The 19,651-nt window shown below is 68.5% G+C and carries 12 protein-coding genes; 7 read left to right on the forward strand and 5 right to left on the reverse strand.

All coding sequences use genetic code 11. The annotated features are described in order from the left end of the window. Positions 1-14: 14 nt before the first annotated feature. The 3 genes from murJ to H0B43_RS18005 all read right to left on the reverse strand — a co-directional run bounded on the left by murJ (position 15) and on the right by H0B43_RS18005 (position 6,972). The gene (gene murJ / locus H0B43_RS17995) at positions 15-3,893 is read right to left on the reverse strand and encodes a murein biosynthesis integral membrane protein MurJ (RefSeq protein ID WP_185729917.1); all 3,879 of its coding nucleotides are present in this window, start codon (positions 3,891-3,893) and stop codon (positions 15-17) included. A 113-nt stretch (positions 3,894-4,006) separates the two neighbouring features. After that, positions 4,007-6,403, reverse strand: coding sequence for a DUF6049 family protein (locus H0B43_RS18000; RefSeq protein ID WP_185729916.1), 2,397 nt, complete (start codon positions 6,401-6,403; stop codon positions 4,007-4,009). 2 nt (positions 6,404-6,405) lie between these two features. Continuing rightward, positions 6,406-6,972, reverse strand: a complete 567-nt coding sequence (locus H0B43_RS18005) for an NUDIX hydrolase (RefSeq protein ID WP_185726689.1) — start codon at positions 6,970-6,972, stop codon at positions 6,406-6,408. A gap of 149 nt (positions 6,973-7,121) precedes the next feature. Between H0B43_RS18005 and H0B43_RS18010 the strand changes: the two genes are divergently transcribed. The 6 genes from H0B43_RS18010 (at position 7,122) to H0B43_RS18035 (ending at position 16,109) form a co-directional block, all read left to right on the forward strand. Further along, entirely contained in the window at positions 7,122-8,573 is a 1,452-nt protein-coding gene (locus H0B43_RS18010) for a CCA tRNA nucleotidyltransferase (RefSeq protein WP_185726688.1), read from the forward strand. A 205-nt stretch (positions 8,574-8,778) separates the two neighbouring features. Continuing rightward, entirely contained in the window at positions 8,779-12,912 is a 4,134-nt protein-coding gene (locus H0B43_RS18015; protein WP_185726687.1) for a bifunctional nitrate reductase/sulfite reductase flavoprotein subunit alpha, read from the forward strand. A 107-nt stretch (positions 12,913-13,019) separates the two neighbouring features. Continuing rightward, positions 13,020-13,424 (forward strand): TOBE domain-containing protein, encoded by a 405-nt coding sequence (locus H0B43_RS18020; protein WP_185726686.1) that lies wholly within the window; start codon positions 13,020-13,022, stop codon positions 13,422-13,424. Further along, complete coding sequence (modA, locus tag H0B43_RS18025; RefSeq protein ID WP_185726685.1) at positions 13,421-14,230, forward strand: molybdate ABC transporter substrate-binding protein; 810 nt, start codon at positions 13,421-13,423, stop codon at positions 14,228-14,230. Before H0B43_RS18020 ends, modA begins: the two co-directional genes overlap by 4 nt. Beyond that, positions 14,227-15,033 (forward strand): ABC transporter permease, encoded by an 807-nt coding sequence (locus H0B43_RS18030; RefSeq protein WP_185726684.1) that lies wholly within the window; start codon positions 14,227-14,229, stop codon positions 15,031-15,033. The genes modA and H0B43_RS18030 overlap by 4 nt, the downstream gene beginning before the upstream one ends. Further along, entirely contained in the window at positions 15,030-16,109 is a 1,080-nt protein-coding gene (locus tag H0B43_RS18035; RefSeq protein WP_185726683.1) for an ATP-binding cassette domain-containing protein, read from the forward strand. The genes H0B43_RS18030 and H0B43_RS18035 overlap by 4 nt, the downstream gene beginning before the upstream one ends. 19 nt (positions 16,110-16,128) lie before the next feature. On the opposite strand, the gene H0B43_RS18040 is transcribed toward H0B43_RS18035, so the two are convergent. Then, on the reverse strand, positions 16,129-17,643 hold the full coding sequence (locus H0B43_RS18040) for a DUF4185 domain-containing protein (RefSeq protein ID WP_185729915.1): 1,515 nt from the start codon (positions 17,641-17,643) through the stop codon (positions 16,129-16,131). Between the two features lie 286 nt (positions 17,644-17,929). Between H0B43_RS18040 and H0B43_RS18045 the strand changes: the two genes are divergently transcribed. After that, positions 17,930-18,340, forward strand: a complete 411-nt coding sequence (locus H0B43_RS18045) for a PaaI family thioesterase (protein ID WP_185726682.1) — start codon at positions 17,930-17,932, stop codon at positions 18,338-18,340. An 8-nt stretch (positions 18,341-18,348) separates the two neighbouring features. Here the strand turns inward: H0B43_RS18045 and H0B43_RS18050 are convergent, their stop codons facing one another. Then, on the reverse strand, positions 18,349-19,647 hold the full coding sequence (locus tag H0B43_RS18050) for an MFS transporter (RefSeq protein ID WP_185726681.1): 1,299 nt from the start codon (positions 19,645-19,647) through the stop codon (positions 18,349-18,351). Positions 19,648-19,651: the final 4 nt, after the last annotated feature.

The raw sequence follows: 19,651 nt of genomic DNA on the forward strand, positions 1-19,651 counted from the left end.
GCATCGGGTGCCGGCTACGTCGCGGCGTTGAAACCGATGTCCGCGATGGAGGATTGATTCTTGCCACCCGAATTACTGAGGCCGGTGATCCACACCAGGACGTTCTTGGTGGGTCCCTCCGACTTCACCGGGATCTCGGTGACGCCGTTGCCGAGGACCTTCGAACCGAGCACCTGCGTCTGGTCGAGGGTCGGGTTCTCCGACGGGGCGCTGCGGATCTCGACGTTGGTGCCCGGTGTCGGCGAATTGATCCACACGCTCGACAGGGTGGCCGGCTCGTCCAGTGTGACCATCAGTCCCACACCGTTCTTCAGGGCGGGAAACGGCTGGAAATACGAGTCGGTGCTCCACACCGTCGACGTGTTGCCGTCGACGGCGAGGCGGGCGTTGGCGGCCGAGTCGGGGGTGCCCTGCGGCGAGAACACCGTAGCTCCGGAGGGCTTGACCGGTGCGACGTTCGCGGCGGGGGCGGGCGCGGGCGCGGGTGACTCGGGATTGGACGGCGCCTCGGCCGAGGTGGTGAGCCCGAAGTCCTGCTCGGTGAGCGGGGCGTCGGAACTGCTGCCGGTGAGGAACGTCGCGAGCCAGAAGCCGAGCAACGCCAGCACGATGATCGTGACGATCGCGAGGCCCACGAGCGCGGCGATCATCCGATTGGACTTCTTCTTCTCCGCCTCCAGCGCTTCGGGGTCGGCGAGAGCGTGCCCGGACGGGCCCGGTCCCCGCTGTCCGAGCCGCAGCGCGGGGATGAATTCCGTCTTGTCGTTGACGACGGATGCTTGATCGAGAATGTGCTGCACGGTGGCGGCCGTGCGGATTCCACCGTTCGGTTCGAGCGAGCGCAGCGCCACCGCGGAGATCTCGAACGGGACCTCCGGCCGGATCACTCGCGGCCCGATGGGTTGTCCGCTCGAGTCGCGGTCGGCCAGGCGCATGCCGCCGACGCTGCCCGGGCGCGGGGACGGGTCACCGGCCGGCGCGGACGGGTCGGCCAGCGGCCAGCGGGCGGTGATGAGGGCGTAGAGCATGGCGCCGAGCCCGCGCACGTCGGTGCTCGAGTCGGAGTCGGCGAGCGTGGCCGGGAACGCCAGCACGGCATCGCCGTTGATGCTGATGCGGACGCGGTCGGGGTGATCGATGGACAGTGCCCCACCGGCGCGGTGTGCGGTCTCGGCGGCGGCGGCGAGCGCGCGGATGGCGCTCGCGGCGCCGATCGGAGAAGGCTTGGTGTCGGCCATCTCCCGCAGCGAGCGGCCCGGGGTCCACTCGGCCACGACGATTCCGCCCGAGCTGCCGCGGACCACGTCGAGGACGCGGGCGAGACCGGGCGAATTGATCCGGCCGAGTCGCAGGGTGCGCGAGAGAATGGCCTGCGGGCCTTCGGGACCGGCCGAGGTGGAACGTTGTTCGGCGTCCACGAACGTGAGCGCGACCTCGCGGTCGAGCTTGACGTCGAGTGCCTGCCAGAACTGCAGACCCCGTGAACCGCCGTGCGGCGTCAGCAGTCGGTACCGGCCGCCGGCGACCGAAGCGCCGGGAATGAGCTTGGGGCCACGGGGAGTACGGCGGGGACCTGCGCCGGGCTCGCGGCCGGGCGCAGGTGTGATCGGAATCACGCCGGTGTCGTAGCTGAGGTCCCGTGCGGGCGCGGCGCCCATGTGACGTTTGTCTCGGCGCGACTCGCCGGCGTCGTCGGACGCGGTCGCCGGAACGGCCTTCGTCTCGGCATCGGCACCGTTGCGATCGCCGGTGTCCTTGCTCTGCCCCGACTTCGGGGCGTCGCCCGACTTCGCGGACGTGTCGCCGTCCTTCTTCTGCGAGGTGCCGGCACCGTCCTTCTTGTCGGATTTCGCGGAGGCGGTGGAGGCCGACTCGGACGAGATCCGGGTGGTCGGGGCGTCGACGCCTTCGGGTGTGGCGGCCGAATCGCGTTCGGACGCTTGCACCGTAGAACCTCCGGCTCTCTTGCTGCCGGCCACGTCGTCGTCGCTCACCCTCACTCCTTCATTCTCGAATGCCCAACTCCGACCAGTACCGGGCGGCGATCCGACCCGCTCGTGTCCAGGGTACGGGAGTCCACCGGGTCGTTCGATACCACGCGGCTGTCCTCCGACGTCGGGCGGTGTGGCACGGACCACGGGAATTAGTTCTGTTTCTGCGTCGGCGAGCGGGTCGACCTCCGGTTCCGGAGCCGCACCGCGACCACGCAGGGCACGAACCTTGCGGGTGACGGCGACGGTGATGGACACGATCTCGGGGACCTTCGCGAACCAGAGGATCACGAAGGTGACGGCGAGCATGAGGACGCCGCTGATCATGACCCGGACCATGGAGCCCGGACCGCCGAACAAACTGGTGAGCCGGTCGAGCCCGAGGAGGCGGTCGGCGCCGAGCATGACGAGCGCACCCGCCATCGACGCGAGCACCACCACCCACACCGTCTTCCCGACGTTCGCCATCTGCAGGTTGCCGAGGCTGCGGTGCAGCAGCCAGCCTCCGACGAGTGCGCCGGTGATGTAGCCGAGACCGTTGGCCGCGCCGAGCAGGATGACCACCTGGTCGTCGCTCGAGGCGATCATCGGGGTGAGCGCCGAGAGCGCGATCTTCACCACGGTGATGCCGAGGACGATCCACGTGGGGGTCCACGCCTGTTCGCGGGCGTAGAACACGCGCAGCTGGATGAGCACCAGGGAGTAGGGAATGAGCGTGAAGGCCGACCAGCTGACGGCCTCACCGAGGCGTTCGGCGTCACCGGACCCGAAGTTGCCGTACCCGTACAGTGCCTGGCCGATCTCGGGGCCGGCGAACGTGAGGAACGTGATGATCGGGATGAGGGAGATCATCGTCAGCCGGGTGGCGACCGACAGGTCGTCGACCACGGCGGGGGTGTCGTCGGCGGCGGCGTTGCGGCTGAGCCGGGGCATGATCGCCGTCAGCACCGTCACGCCGAGCACGCCGTACGGCAGCTGCAGCAGCAGCCACGCGTTGTTGTAGATCGCGGGACCCGACGCGTCCGCGTGGGACGAGATGCGGGTGGCGACGATCATGCCGGCCTGGCTGATCAGTACGTACAGGATGATGGCGACGGCCATGCCACCGAACTGCTTGAGCCGGTCGTCGAGGCCCCACAGCGGTTTCAGCGAGATGCCCTCGCGCCGGATGGCGGGCACCAGGCTGAGCGCCTGCACGACGACACCGAGGGTGACGCCGACGCCGAGAACGAGCAGTTTCGGGTCGCTCATCCGCACCGGGTCGAGGGTGATCTCCCCCGGGGTCGCGTAGTAGATCACCAGCACCGTGAGCATCACGACGTTGTTCAGCACCGGCGCCCAGGCCCCGGGTTTGAACACCTGCCGGGTGTTGAGAATGGCGGTGAGCAGCGCCGACAGTCCGTAGAACAGGATCGCGGGCAGGAGCAGATAGGACAGGGCTGTGGTGAGGGACGTGTTCACCTTGCCGTCCGCCGACAGGAAGACGTGGGTGGTGAGTATCGGCGCCGCAGCGGTCGCGAGGAGCGCCGCCGTCCCCAGCAGCACGCACGTCGCGGTGAACAGGCGCCGCACGAACGCCGCACCCTGGTCGGAGTCCTCGCGCTCGGCGCGCACCAGGACGGGCACGACGATCGCGGTGAGCACGGCACCCAGCACGAGCTCGGAGATCATATTCGGAATCTGGCTGGCGACCGTGAACGAGCTGGCGACCGAGCCACCCAGCAGCGTCAGGACCAGGAGCTGTTTGGCGAATCCGGTGATGCGGCTGACGAGCGTCGCGACCGCGATCGAACCGGTGGACGCGAGGAGGCGGGAGTTGCTCTGCTTCTGCGGCGCGGTCGACGGCCCGGAGTCCCGGACCGGAGGCGGCGTTGGGTCGACCCGGATGGCCGCGAACTGCACCGTCGGCGCCTCGTCCGGCCGGATCTCCCGAGCCCAGTGGTCCCGCTCCCACGGTGCGACCCGGGGATGGGAGCGATCGGGAAGCCTCTGGCCCCTACTGGGCAAGTTCCCGGTCATGAACGTTCGTACCCTTCGTCAGCTGGATCCGGCTGGCCGCGGAATCGATGCCACAGCCGGCGGCCGGCGAGGAACAGCAACAGAGCACCCGCGCATGCTGTCAGTATCGCCAACGCCTGCCCGTACGCGTTGGACCGTACCGTCACGCTGGTCGGCTCTCCCAGTTGCTGTCCATCGGCGGTGGTCAGAGAGAATTCGATGACGAGCTTGCGCGAGTCGTTGGCCTCGGTGGGCACGGTGAGGGTGCGGCTGCCGCGCGGGGGCAGTGTCGTGGGGCCGATGTCGGTGATCGTCATCCCCGACGGCGCATCCACCTGCAGGCGCACCGTGATCCCGACCGGAAGGTCGTTCCGGGCCACCAGCAGCAGCGGGCTCTGTTCCGACGCCAGCGTGTACACGCCGCCGGGCGAGACGACGGTGACGGCCGCGAACATGTCGTCCATGGTCTCGGCCACTTCGTCGGCGCGGAGGTCGGCCGCCTCTTCCGCGGACCGTCGCTCGTCGTCACGGCGGTGCGCGAGGCTCATCGACCGCACGATGTCCTCACGCAGGGGCGCCGTGAACCGTTCCGGTGTGAGGGGGGCCTGCGGGTCGTCGACCAGTGCGGCGTTCAGCGCTTCGATGCGCGGCATCTGGGTGGTCGCGGTGTCGCGGAGGTGTGCGGGGACGCCGTCCTCGGCGGCCTGATCCGGGTAGTCCAGGGACGCGACCTCGGGTGATCCGGGTTGACGCCCCAGCAGGGCGGGCAGCGGGCGGGACGTGGCCAGCCCCGACCGCATCAGCGAGGACACCGTCGACAGCAGCGTCTTCGCGTCGTCGGCGCCTGCCGTCCACAGTTGCGGCGGCACCACCATCAGCGAACGGGGTGAGCCGGAGACCTTCGCTGCTTCCGGTTCGAGGGCAGACCAGGACACCGCACCGAGAGCGTCTTGCAGTCGCGCGGTCTGCGAATCGTCGGACAGGTCGTACCGGGCACGTTCGGGGGTGTAGGACGGGGTTTGCGGGGTCGTCCCCATGGCGGCGAGTGCCGTGCCGACGGACGGGTCGAACAGCAGGGCGTCGACGCTTCCGGCGGCCGTGGTCGTCTCGGCGGCGGCTGGGGTGCTTCCCCCGGTACCGGGGACGGGGACGGGAACCGGGGGCGGTGTCGCCTCGATGAGATGGGCGCTGTCGCGGCGTGTGGTCGTGTCGACGGAATTCGCGGCCACGAGCGTGGTGGTGGCCGCGTCGCCGCGGAGCATCTGCGCCGTCGCGTCGTCGAGCACGCCCGCGTCGCTCCACACGAAATTGCGCAGCGACGTGACTCCGAGCACATTGTCGACGATGTCGGCGGGGGCCTCGACCGCGGTGGCGGTGAGGTCGGGGTTCCCGATCTCGGTGATCGCGGACAGGTCGGCCTGTGCGAACGGCACCGACGTGGTGCACATGGTCGCGGCCAGCGTCCGGGCCCGGTCGAGCCATGCGGACGCGGCGGCCTTGCCCTCGCCCTCGTGCACGGAACCGGTGGGATCGGACGGATCGTCCACCACCAGGTAACCGCGGGTCATGTTCTCGACGGTGATCAGCAGGTCGGGGTCCACCGCCAGGCACAGACTGTCCCGCAGCGCGTGGTCGCGATCGACGCTTTCCCGGGTCGCGAACTCGGCCGCGGCCAGCAGTTCGTCGAGCCGGCCCCCGTCCGCCAGTGAGGTCGCGAGATCGTCGTCGACGAGCCGGACCGGTTCGGTGACCGAGCCGGGGACACCCGCCGCGAGCCGCGGCCGGTCGGCCAGCGGCCACAACATGGTGACGGCGACCGGGCTGGAGATGTCCGGGGGCACGGCCGGGCTGCCGGGCACGCCGAACACGGGCAGAAGGAAGCGGGCGTCGTCGAGGCGCGCGGCGCCGCCGTACTCGGGGGTGCCGTTCACGTTCACCATCAGCGGGTACACGCCCGGTTCGGTGATGTCGAGGGACACGTCGGTATCGGAGCGGAGCGGCAGCGACAGCGTGAACTGCTTGCTCTGCCCCTCGTCGAGGCGTCCCGCGACCGTGTCGAACATGCCGACCGTGTCGTATCGGGACTGATCGAGGGTCAGAGATGTGCGGAGGCCCTCGCTGCTCGCGACGGCGGGGGCGCGTTGCAGTCGCACGCTGACGTCGCGGACCGTGCGGTCGCCGATGTTCTCCACCGATCCCGTGACCGTCACGAACGGGTCGCTGGTGGTGGTGACAGTGGACGGCGTGACGTTGTCGATGTGCAGTGCGAGAAACTCGGGGTCCTCGTCGACCATCTGCGTCCCGGCGCTCTCGGGCGGCACGGGATCCTGGGCGGTCGCCACAACGGTGCTGGTGGGAGCCAGAACGACCGCGAGTGCGGTCAACGTCACGGCACCTACCCGACGCAAAGCCATCCTCATCCGGCGTCTGGCCCCTTCTGGAGCTTCAGGTCGGGGGCGGTCGTCATCTTGGAGATCAAATCACCGGCGATTTCTGCGAGTTTCCGTTCGTCTGCGTAGGCCAGGCGTGATCCCAGCTCGGCGAGCGGCACCCACGCTACCTCGGTGACTTCCACGTCTTCGTCCGACAGTTCCCCACCGAGGCATCTGAGCAGATAGTGGTGGACGGTCTTGTGGACGCGGCGGCCCTCGGTGACGAACCAGTAGTCGATGCTGCCGAGCGACGCGAGGACGGTGCCCTGGATGCCGGTCTCTTCCTCGACCTCGCGCATCGCGGTCTGTTCCGCGGTCTCCCCCTGCTCGATGTGCCCCTTCGGCAGCGACCACAGCAGCCGCCCGCGACGATCGGTACGGCCGATCAGCGCGGCACACAGATTCTCCCGCGGTCCGCCGAGACCGTTCACGACGAGTCCGCCCGCGGAAGTTTCCCGCACCGTCCTCATGTGGGGTTTCGCGGGTTTGCCGACGGCGCCGCGCCGCCGCGAGTTGCGGCGACTCCTGTTCGCACGTTCGGCTGCAGACACCCCATCGATAGTAGTTGGCTTTACCGTTTCCACCTGAACGCCGCACCCGAACCGAGACACGTCGTGACAGTCTCGTGGTGAACCGAACTGCGAGGTGACAGCGTGTATGCGTATCCGGCTATTTGCGCACCTCGGTAAGCTTCCTGGACGTGACTGCCCCTTCTCTCGACGACGAGCGCCGTACGCGACTGCTTGCCGGCGCCGCGGTGACGCTGCGCGAGCTGTCCGAAGTCCTGACGCCGCTCGGTGAGAAGTTCGCTTCCGCCGGTCACGAGTTGTACCTGGTGGGGGGCAGTGTCCGGGACGCGATCCTGGGTCGCCTCGGCACCGACCTCGACTTCACCACCGACGCCCGGCCGGAGCAGGTGCAGAAACTGCTGTCCGGCTGGGCCGACAACCAGTGGGACACGGGCATCGATTTCGGGACGATCAGCGCCGCGAAGGCGGGTCAGCAGATCGAGATCACGACGTACCGGGCCGACGCGTACGACCGGGTGTCGCGCAATCCCGTCGTCCAGTTCGGGACGAAACTCGAGGACGACCTGGTGCGGCGTGATTTCACGGTCAACGCGATGGCCGTGCGGATCGGCCCGGACGGTTCGCAGGACTTCGTCGACCCCCTGAACGGCATGAACGCGCTGCTGGCCGGGGTCCTGGACACGCCGTCTGCGCCGGAGAACTCGTTCAACGACGACCCGCTGCGCATGCTGCGTGCCGCCCGGTTCGTCTCCCAGCTGGGGTTCAGCCTGCACGAGCGCGTGCATGCGGCCATCGTCGACATGGCGCCGCAGATCGAGCGGATCACGGCCGAGCGCGTGCGGGCCGAACTCGACAAGCTGATTCTCGGCGAGTTCCCGATCGACGGGATGAACGTGATGTGCGAGACGGGCCTGGCCGACTTCGTGCTGCCCGAGGTGCCGCAGATGAAGCTCGAAATCGACGAGCACCATCAGCACAAGGACGTGTACTGGCATTCGCTGACCGTGCTGAAACAGGCCGTCGACCTCGAGGACGGCGACCCCGACCTGGTGTTGCGGTGGGCGGCGTTGCTGCACGACGTCGGCAAACCGGACACGAAGCGCAACGAGCCGGGCGGCGGTGTGAGCTTCCACCACCACGAGGTGGTGGGCGCGAAGATGGTCCGCAAGCGGATGCGGGCCCTCAAGTACTCGAAGCAGATGGTCGACGACGTCTCGCAGCTCGTGTTCCTCCACCTGCGGTTCCACGGCTACGGCAAGGGGCAGTGGACCGACTCCGCGGTGCGCCGGTACGTGACGGACGCCGGTCCCCTGCTGCCGCGCCTCCACAAGCTGGTCCGCGCCGATTGCACCACCCGCAACAAGCGCCGGGCGGCGGCGCTGCAGGCAACCTACGACGACATCGAGGAGCGGATCGCCCGGCTCGCCGAGCAGGAAGACCTCGCGCGGGTGCGCCCCGACCTCGACGGCAACGCCATCATGGAGCTGCTCGGGATTCCGGCCGGACCCGACGTCGGCAAGGCGTGGAAGTTCCTCAAGGAGCTCCGGCTCGATCGCGGCCCCCTGGGCCGTGACGAGGCCGAGGCCGAACTGCTGTCGTGGTGGGCCGCTCAGCAGGCGTGACTCGCCCGCCCATCATTGTGTGACCACGGTCACGTCGATCATCGACTCGTCCGAACGGACTCACCACTGCGCCGCACCCCGGGTGCGAGAGACGTCATCGAACGCTCACGGGGGTTAATCCCGACGAAACACGCCGGTCTGCACCATTGATACAGGTCGTGAGCCAGGTGGACACGCGGCGACCGTGCAGGTGAGGAGCGAGTCGATGCAGCAGCAGAAAGCCGGGACTTCCACAGTGAAGACCGCCTGCTCGTACTGCGGTGTCGGCTGCGGCATGGTGCTCGAGGTCGGGATCGATCCCGAGACGAATGCCCGCCGGGTGCTCGGGGCATCCGGCGACAAGGACCATCCCACCAACTTCGGGCGGCTCTGCACCAAGGGTGCGACGAGCGCGGAGATGCTCGTGGCCGGTGGCCGCATGGAAACCGGGTACGTGCGGGACGAGCGCGGGGAGGCGCCCACCGCGGTGGACGTCGGCGCCGCCATCAGCGAGACCGCCCGCCGCCTGAAGGAACAACTCGACAAGCATGGCCCCGACGCCCTGTCCTTCTATGTCTCCGGGCAGATGTCCATCGAGGCGCAGTACCTGATCACCAAACTGGCGAAGGGTTTCGTCGGGACCAACCAGATCGAGTCGAACTCGCGGCTGTGCATGGCCAGCGCGGGCACCGGCTACAAGCAGTCGCTGGGTGCTGACGGTCCGCCCGGCTCGTATCAGGATTTCGACAAGGCCGACGTGTTCTTCGTGATCGGCGCCAACATGGCCGACTGCCACCCCATCCTGTTCCTGCGGATGATGGACCGGATCAAGGCCGGCGCCAAGCTGATCGTCGTCGATCCGCGCCGCAACGCGACCGCCGACAAGGCCGGCCTGTTCATGCAGATTGCCCCGGGCACCGACCTCGCACTGCTCAACGGCCTGCTGCACCTGCTCGTGCAGAACGGGCACACCGATCCCGAGTTCATCGCCGAGTTCACCGAGGGCTGGGAGGTGATGCCGGAGTTCCTCGAGGAGTACACCCCCGAGAAGGTCGCGGAGATCACCGGCATCCCCGAATCCGACATCCGGCAGGCCGCCCGGTGGATCGGTGAGGCCGACAACTGGATGAGCTGCTGGACGATGGGCCTCAACCAGAGCACCCACGGCACGTGGAACACCAACGCGATCTGCAACCTGCACCTGGCCACCGGGGCGATCTGCCGTCCGGGCAGCGGCCCGTTCTCCCTCACCGGTCAGCCGAACGCCATGGGCGGCCGCGAAATGGGGTACATGGGTCCCGGTCTGCCGGGCCAGCGGTCGGTGCTCGCCGCCGACGATCGGGCGTTCATCGAGGGCCTGTGGGAGCTGCCCGAAGGCAGCATCCGCACCGAGGTCGGCACCGGCACCGTCGACATGTTCGAGCGCATGGTGGCGGGCGACATCAAGGCCTGCTGGATCATCTGCACCAATCCCGTTGCGACCGTAGCCAACCGGCGGACCGTCATCGAAGGGCTCGAGGCCGCCGATCTCGTGATCACCCAGGACGTCTTCCTCGACACCGAGACCAACGGGTACGCCGACATCCTGCTGCCCGGGGCACTCTGGGCGGAGTCGGATTCGGTGATGATCAACTCCGAGCGCAACCTCACCCTGCTGCAGCAGGCCGTCGACCCGGTCGGTCAGGCGCTGCCCGACTGGCAGATCATCGCCCGCGTCGCCTGCGAGATGGGGTATGCGGACGGGTTCACCTACGAGTCCTCGGAGGACGTGTTCGAGGAGATCAAGCGCACCTGGAATCCCAAGACCGGCTACGACCTTCGCGGCGTCAGCTACGACCGCCTGCGGGAGACGCCGGTGCAGTGGCCGAGCCCACCCGGTAACCGCACCGACCGCAACCCGATCCGCTACGTCAACGACGGCGTGAGCCAGAATCTGCTGTCCGCTCCCGACGGTTCACTCCCCCGCCTCGCGTTCGCTACCGCGAGCGGCAAGGCCGTCTTCTTCCCGCGCCCGCACATGCTGCCCGCGGAGATGCCCGACGACGACTACCCCCTGGTCCTCAACACCGGGCGCCTGCAGCACCAATGGCACACCATGACGAAGACCGGCAAGGTCGCCAAGCTCAACAAGTTGAACTCCGGCCCGTTCGTCGAGATCAATCCGGCCGATGCGCAGAAGCTTTCGATTTCCGACGGCGACAAGGTGGAGGTCGCGTCCCGGCGCGGCCGCGCGGTGCTTCCCGCGGTCGTCAGCGACCGGGTGCTGCCCGGAGGCTGTTTCGCGCCGTTCCACTGGAACGACTCGTTCGGTGAATACCTCAGCATCAACGCCGTCACCAACGACGCCGTCGACCCCACGTCCTTCCAGCCGGAGTTCAAGGTGTGTGCCGTCTCCCTGACCCGGGTGGCACCCGTGTCGACGGCCGGGGAATCGGAATCCGGTGGTGCGCTTGCCCTCGCGCAGGGTTCGCCGGCCGCCGAGATGAGCCGCATTCTCGGACTGGACGATTCCGCCTCACCCAGTTTCGACGAGCACGAACGCACGTACCTCGCGGGTCTGCTGGCCGGTTTGCAATCCGCCGAACTGCAGGGCGTTCCGGTCCTTCCGCGCACCGCGCCGATCTCCGGATCGAAGAGGGTGTGGCTGGACGGCCTGATGGCGGGCCTGTTCTCCCGGGCCGACGTCCCGGACGGCACCGTGGTGCCGTCCGGGAGTCCGGCGAACGCTGAATCGGTCCAGCAACCGGTGGTGGTGGTGTGGGCGTCGCAGACCGGCAACGCGGAGGAGTTCGCCGCCGAATGCGCCGAACATCTCCAAGCGGCCGGGCACGGCACCCGCCTGGTAGGGATGGACGACTACGACGTCGCGAGCCTCGCCGACGTCCGCGATCTCCTCATCATCACCAGCACGTTCGGTGACGGCGACGCCCCCGACAACGGCAGCAATTTCTGGTCGGCGCTCAGCAGCGACGAGGCACCGAAGCTGTCGCAGACCCGGTACGCCGTCCTGGCTTTCGGCGACTCGAACTACGGCGACTTCTGCGGGCACGGCAAGCGGATCGATGCCCGGCTGGAGCAGCTCGAGGCGAAGCGCCTGATCGAGCGCGTCGATTGTGAACCCGACTACGAGGACAAGGCCCGGCAGTGGTTGAGCCAGGTGGAGAACCTGGTCCGCGAGCGTGCGACCGACGGCGCCGCCGCGGCCACCGCGCCGGTCCGGCCCGCAGCGAAGAAGGCGGCGACGTTCACGCGGAAGTCGCCGTTGGTCACCCGGTTGACGAGGAACATTCCGCTCAGTGCGGCCGGATCGTCGAAGGACGTGCGGCAGTTCGGCTTCGAGGTGAGCGATCCGGAATTCACCTACGAGGCCGGCGACGCGCTCGGCGTCTGGCCCACCAACAGCGACACCGTCGTCGACGAGTGGCTGAAGGTCACCCGATCGATCCCGGACACACCGGTCACGTTGCCCGACCTGCCGGAGATGACGTTGCGTGAGGCGCTGCGGACGAAGCTCGAGATCACCAAGGTGACCCCGGAGCTGCTGCGGTTCGTGCAGAGCCGCACCCATGACACCGAGTTGGCGCGGCTGCTGCGCCCGCAGAACAAGATCGCGCTCCAGCAATGGTTGTGGGGCCGGCAGTCGATGGATGTGCTGGCGGAGTACGGGGTCGAGGCCGACGCGGACGAGTGGCTGGGCGTCCTCAAGCGCCTCCAGCCGCGGTTGTACTCGATCTCGTCGAGCCCCAAGGTCGATCCGGGTGAGGTCCAGTTGACCGTCTCCGCGGTGCGCTACAACCACGAGGGCAGGAACCGCTCCGGGGTGTGCTCGACGTTCCTCGCCGATCACTGCGACGACGCCGACGTGCCGATCTTCGTGCAGAAGTCGGCGCACTTCCGTCCCCCGCAGGTCGCCGACGCACCGATGATCATGGTCGGTCCCGGCACCGGGATCGCGCCGTTCCGTGGATTCCTGCACGAGCGAAGGGAATTGGGTCACACAGGCAAGAATTGGATGTTCTTCGGCGAGCAGCACGAAGCCACCGACTTCTACTACCGCGAGGAGATGGAAGCTATGCACCGCGACGGATTCCTCACGCACCTCGATGCAGCGTTCTCCCGGGACCAGCGGCAGAAGATCTACGTGCAGGACCGCATTCGCGAACACGGAGCCAAGCTGTGGGGCTGGATGCAGGAGGGTGCGTCCCTGTACGTGTGCGGCGACGCCAGCCGGATGGCCAAGGATGTCGACGAGACGGTTCGTGAAGTCGTCCGCACCCACGGGCGTCTGGACGAAGAAGACACCGAGTTGTACATGAAGCAACTCTCCGCGGACAAGCGTTACGTCCGGGACGTGTACTGATCCGCAGCTGCGGAGATCTACACTTGATCGGTCCGCAATTGCTGACCTAGTATGTCGGCTATGACGTATTTGCGGCTCCTTACGCCATTTCCGGCAAGGATTTCGGCGTGACGAGTATTCGGATACGCCAGGCCGCGGAACTGCTCGGCGTCAGCGACGACACGGTCCGGCGCTGGATCGACAACGGGAGTCTTGCCGCGGAGAAGGACGAGTCGGGCCGCAAGGTGATCGACGGTGTCGCGCTCGCGGATTTCGCGCGCGCCAACGCGGCCAAGTCCCCGGACCTGCTCGGGTCCGAATCCTCGGCGCGCAACCGGTTCACCGGCATCGTCACGTCGGTCGTGACGGACAAGGTGATGGCCCAGGTCGAGATGCAGTGCGGGCCCTTCCGCGTGGTGTCGCTCATGAGCAGTGAAGCCGTCCGCGACCTGGGGCTCGAGCCTGGGAAGGTCGCGGTAGCCGTCGTCAAGTCGACCACGGTGATCGTCGAAACACCTGGAGGAGATTCATGACGATGTCCTGGCGCAGGGGCACGACCGGATTGGCGGCCGCCGCGCTCGGTCTCGCCCTGGTCACCGGTTGCGGATCCAACGACGACAACTCCGCATCCGGATCCGCGGAATCTCCGTCGGCGTCCGCCGACGGCGGCGACATCACCGTGTTCGCCGCGGCGTCGCTGAAGAACACCTTCACCGAACTCGGCGAGATGTACCAGACCGCGCACCCCGGATCCCACGTGAAGTTCAGCTTCGCGGGGTCCTCCGACCTCGCCGCGCAACTCGACCAGGGTGCCACCGCCGACGTGTTCGCGTCGGCCGACACGAACAACATGACGAAAGTCGTCGACGCAGGACTGGTCGCGGGCAGCCCGGTGAACTTCGCGACCAACACGCTGACCATCGTGACGGCACCCGGAAACCCCAAGGGCATCACGTCCTTCGCGGATCTGACCCGTGAGGGGACGCTGGTCGTCACGTGCGCCCCGCAGGTTCCGTGCGGTTCCGCGACGCAGAAGGTCGAGACCGCGTCGGGCGTCGACCTCACCCCCGTCAGCGAGGAGTCGTCGGTCACCGACGTGCTGAACAAGGTGACGGCCGGGCAGGCCGACGCCGGACTGGTCTACGTCACCGACGCTTCCGGCGCAGGCGACAAGGTCACGGCCGTGGCCTTCCCGGAGGCCGCGCAGGCCGTGAACACCTATCCGATCGCCGCGCTGTCCGCCTCGAAGCAGCCGGAGGCGGCGCAGGGCTTCATCGACCTCGTCACCGGACCCGAGGGTCAGGCCGTGCTCGCGAAGGCCGGATTCGCCCAGCCGTGATCCGGGCGCCGCGTGTCAAGGTTCCCTCCGGCCTGCCGGGCTGGATCTTCGTGCCGGCAGCGGTGGGCGGCCTGTTCGTCGTCCTGCCGCTGTTCGCGATGCTTGCGAGTGTCGACTGGTCGCGCTTCTTCGCACTGGTCACGTCGGAATCCTCGCTCGCGGCACTGGAACTGAGTCTGCGTACCGCCGCGGCGAGCACGGCGCTGTGCATCCTGCTGGGTGTGCCGATGGCAGCAGTGCTGTCCCGCAGCAGTTTTCGTGGGCTCAACGTACTCCGTTCATTCGTGCTGCTGCCGTTGGTGCTCCCACCGGTGGTCGGGGGTATCGCCCTGCTCTACACCTTCGGCCGCCGGGGCCTCATCGGGCAGCACCTCGAGGTCGCGGACATCCACATCGCGTTCACCACCACGGCCGTGGTGCTCGCGCAGACGTTCGTCGCGCTGCCGTTCCTGGTGGTGAGTCTCGAAGGGTCGCTCCGGACCGCAGGCCGGCGGTACGAGCACGCCGCCGCGACCCTCGGCGCGAGCCCCACCACCGTCTTCCGCCGGGTGACGCTTCCGCTGGTGCTGCCGGGACTGGTGTCCGGGGCGGTGCTGGCGTTCGCCCGGGCGCTCGGCGAATTCGGGGCCACGCTGACGTTCGCGGGCAGCCTGCAGGGTGTCACGCGCACCTTGCCGCTCGAAATCTATTTGCAGCGCGAGACCGACGCAGATGCCGCCGTGGCGCTGTCGCTGGTGCTCGTCGTGGTCGCCGTGGTCATCGTGGTTGGGTCGCGGGGCTGGGCGTCGAGGGCCGCGCTGTGACCGGCTTGAGTGTCGAAGTGAAAGTCGATGCACGTGGCGTCGAGGTGGGATTCGACCTCGCCGAGGGTGAGGTGCTGGCCGTCCTCGGACCCAACGGCGCCGGCAAGTCGACGGCGCTGTCGGTGGTCGCGGGCCTGGTGCGCCCCGACGCCGGACGGGTCGAACTGAATGGACGCGTACTCACCGACACCGCCCGCGGTGTCGCGCTGCCGCCGCACCGACGCGGTATCGCGCTGCTCGCGCAGCAGGCGCTGTTGTTTCCGCATCTGACGGTGGCCGCCAATGTGGCTTTCGCGCCGCGCAGCTCCGGCCGCGGGCGCCGGGAGTCGCGGGCGATCGCCGAGAAGTGGCTGGACGCGGTCGATGCGACGCAGTTCGCCGACCGTCGTCCGCACGAGTTGTCCGGGGGGCAGGCGCAGCGGGTCGCGGTCGCCCGCGCGCTCGCCGCGGAACCCCAGGCGCTCCTGCTCGACGAGCCCATGTCGGCGCTCGACGTGGCGGCGGCCCCCGCGCTGCGCGTGCTGCTCCGGCAGGTGCTGCGCGAGGGCGACCGGACCGCGGTCGTGGTCACCCACGACGTCCTCGACGCGCTGGCGCTGGCCGACCGGGTGATCGTCGTCGAAGGCGGCCGGGTGGTCGAATCCGGTTCGGTGCGAGAGGTGTTGACGCGTCCGCGCAGTGCGTTCGCCGCCCGGATCGCGGGTCTCAATCTGGTCCCCGTCTTCGGGGCACAGGACGGCTTCGAGACCGAGACCGGTATTCGAATGCACGGCCTGCCCGACCCTGATTTCGTGCCGGACGCCCCGGCGGTCGCTGTGTTCGCGCCGCACTCGGTGGCCGTACACCGCCGGTCCCCGGAAGGAAGTCCGCGCAACGTCTTCCGGGTGACTGTCTCGGAGATCGAGGTGCGCGGGCCGACCGTCCGGGTGCGCGCCGCCGAGGCGGGCGGCCGGCTGGAGCTGAGTGCGGACGTGACCGCGGCGTCCGTCGCCGAACTCGATCTGGTGCCGGGACTGGACGTGTTCTTCGTCGTCAAGGCCACCGAGGTCGCCCTCCATGCCGTGCGTACTTCTTGACCCCGCGGTTAACAAGTACTCACGGGTGCAGGGACGCGTGCATCAGGTAGACGTTGTAGCTGTCCCACTCCGAGATCGTGAAATACAGATCCTGGTCCGTCGACCACGGGTGGATGAAGCCGCCGTACGCCTTCGGGTAATCGGCCGTGTCGACGAGCGTCGCCCCGTCGGACCACGCACCCTGCGGGCTCGACGACTGCCGCAGGATGATCGACCCGCCGACGGGCTCGAGGTAGCTCATCTGCCACTTGTCCGCGGCCGCGTCGTAGCGGACCGACAATTCGCTGGCGACACCTCCGACGATGGGGGTCGCGAGGTTCCGGGACACGGGGGTCCACGTGCCGTCCGACCAGTACTGGTACGACGTGGTGTTGAGGACCTGGTCGACGGGTACCCGGGCCAGGCCGATGGTGCCGATCCGCCCGTTGGGGGTGCCGAACATGTACACGTAGTCGCCGTGCGGCACCATGGCGGACACCTGGAATCGGGCGCCGAAGATGTTGTCCCACTTGGCGTGCTGATCCTTGACCCAGGTCTGCCCGTCGTCGTCGGAGTAGGCGATGCCCCCGTAGTTCGTGTACCACATGCCGGGAATCATGCTCCAGCGCTTCACCGACATGTAGCTGAGGTACTGGCGGTCACCGATCGCGAATCCCGACGTGGGGATGGTGGTGGTCTCGAAGTTGTTGATGTGCCGGCTGTCGATGATCTCGGCGGCGTGGCACGGGCTGTCCTGGACCATGCTGTCGATGGTCATGCCGTCGGACAGGTCGGTATCGGTGCTCCGGCCGAGAACGTTGCTCCGCCAGTCCTCGCCGAACGCACCCGGCGGCGCCCAGTCCTTGCCGAACGTGTCGCCGAACGCGACCGCCACCTCGCCGGGTTTCGTCTCCCAGGTGATGCCGAGGTCGGTGCCGTCCACCTGCCAGCGCTTGTCGGTGCGGTTCTCGGAGCCACGTCCCGTCAGCTGCGACACCAGCCGGACGTCGCCGACCCCCGGCTTCTCCATCGACGCGGTGAGGAAACCACGTTCGGCTGGGTTGATCTCGACCGGGGGTGCCGGCTGCGGATCGGGTCCCGGACCGCCGGGGACGGGGATGGGAATGGTCTCGGGGCGCGGATCGATCGAGATCTTCGGGATGGGCAGCGCTGCCGAACCGGACGAACCCGAAGATCCCGCGGAACCCGTGGATCCCGGCTCGGATTCCGGTTCGTCGACTTCGTCGGTGAGGTCCGGGCACGGGTCGGCGCACGGGTCGGCGGGAAGGTCCTGGGCGACGCGGGTCTGTTCGACTCGGGGTCCGGGTACGGGGACGGGCACGAAGTCCGGGTACGGGATCGGGATGCTCACCGTCGGCGGGACCGGTGGTAGCAGCGGGCCGCCCGGACTCGGCGGTTCCTTCGCCGGGTTGAATCCGGTCTCGCCGCAGGCGTTCACCGGCAGCCACGGAAGGGTTTCGGCCGCGGCGGGTGCGGCGCCGAAACCGATGGTCGCGGCCACGACAGCTGCGACGCACAGCGGCACTCCGGCCACAGACCATGACTTTTCGACCACGGGACCCCTCCACATCGGTGGTCGGAGTAACGGTGGACCGACCTGCATGTTCGGGTTGAAGATAACACCGGGCGACGGTGGCGTCGGTGCACGAGCCCGGCCGGTCCGGTCACAGTGCGGTCTCACTGTCGCAGAACAGAACTTCCCCGGGCCGGTGTGGCCGATCGTGCTCCGCTCCGCCCGGGACCATTGACGCCGGGACCGAAGCGGGGCAAGGTGGGTTGGCAAATCAAACTAACCGAGTGTTCGACGAGGAGAATCCGCCATGACCGATCTGACCCGGGAAGCGGCGAGCGCTTTCGTCGCCGCTGCCGGCCTGGAACTCGACGAGGTGTCGGGCACGAAGGTGGTCGGCCACATCGACCTGTCCGCAGACCACCACACACCGTGGGGCGTCGTCCACGGCGGCGTGTACACGACGGCGGTCGAATCCGCCGCGAGTATCGGGGCGAGCACGGCCGTCGCCGACCGCGGTCAGTTCGCGGTGGGAGTGCACAACGGCACCGACTTCCTCCGGGCGCGCACCGAGGGCCGGGTCGACGTGGTCGCGGTGCCCATCCAGCAGGGACGGGTGCAGCAACTGTGGTCGGTGGTGATCACTGCGGCCGACACCGGCAAAGAAGTGGCGCGCGGCCAGGTCCGACTGCAGAACGTTCCACTGCCGGATGCGAAATAACGCGGTTCTCAGGCGGGTCGGCGTCGGGAGTTGAGCAGGACGCCGGCCAGCCCGACGCCGTAGGCTGCGCCGCCGATGAGCACCAACCCGAGTGATCGTCCGTCCGGGGCGACGACGAGGGACGCCGCGGCGATCGACGCGATGAAGGCCACGTTGAACACGGTGTCCTGCAGCGCGAACACCTGACCCCGGCGGTCGTCCTCGATCTCGATCTGCATCGCGGCGTCGCCGCTCAGTTTGATGGACTGCCCGGCGAATCCGAGAAGCAGCGCGCCGCACAGCAGCGACAGCTGGGTGAGTGTGGCGACGAGCGTGCACTGCACGACGAGCGCGAGGACCAGACCACCGATGATGGTGCGGGACCGTCCGATCCGCGGGATCAGGAACGGTGTCGAGATCGCGGCGAGCAGCATGCCTGCGGCGGTGGCGCCGATGGCGACGCCGAAGCCGGCGAGACCGCCGGGCAGGGCGCTGACGGTGGCGGTGTCGCGGAGCACCAGAACCATGATCAGCGTGTTGACGCCGAAAACGATGCGGTGCGTTCCGATCCCGATCATCGCGGTCGTGACACCAGGGGAATGCCACACCGCGACCGCCCCGTTCCGCAGTCCGGCGGCGACGGCGCGAACCGCCCCGTATCCGGGTTTCTCGTCGGCGTGCGGGCCGAGGAGTCGATGGTGGAATCGCGAGGCCGCGAATGCCGCGACCGCGGAACCGCCGGCGGCAGCGGCCACGGCGATTCCGGAACCGCGGTCGCCGGCTCCGATGAAGGAGATGATCGCGACGGACGTCGCCGCCCCGAGGGCGGCGACGACGGATCCCGTGGTGGCGAGCACCGAATTGGTGGCCACGAGCCAGGATCGGTGCACCACCCGCGGTAGGGCGGCCGAGACCCCCGCGAGAACGAAACGGCTCACGCCGATGGCGGCGAGGGCGAGCAGGAGGAGCGCCGACTCACCGGTCCCGGTCGCGAGCAGCACGGCGGTCACCAGAATGAGCAGTCCGCGCAGCACATTCGCCCACAGCAGCACGGCGCGGCGATCCCAGCGGTCGAGGAGTGCGCCGGCGTACGGGCCGATCACCGAATACGGGAGCAGCAGTACCGCGAAACCGGCGGCGATCGCGAGGGGATCCGTCTCCCGTTCCGGGTTGAACAGGATCGCGCCGCCGAGCGCCGCCTGGAACATGCCGTCGCCCAGCTGGCTGGCTAACCGGACCGTCGCGAGACGGGCCAGCCCGGGTGACCGCCGGAGCGTGTAGGCCGTTCTGCGCCACGCCTCGCGCCGGTCCCCGAGCTGCTTCGCCATTCAC

The sequence above is a fragment of the Rhodococcus sp. 4CII genome, assembly GCF_014256275.1.
In the GTDB taxonomy this organism is placed as follows: Bacteria; Actinomycetota; Actinomycetes; order Mycobacteriales; family Mycobacteriaceae; genus Rhodococcus_F; species Rhodococcus_F wratislaviensis_A.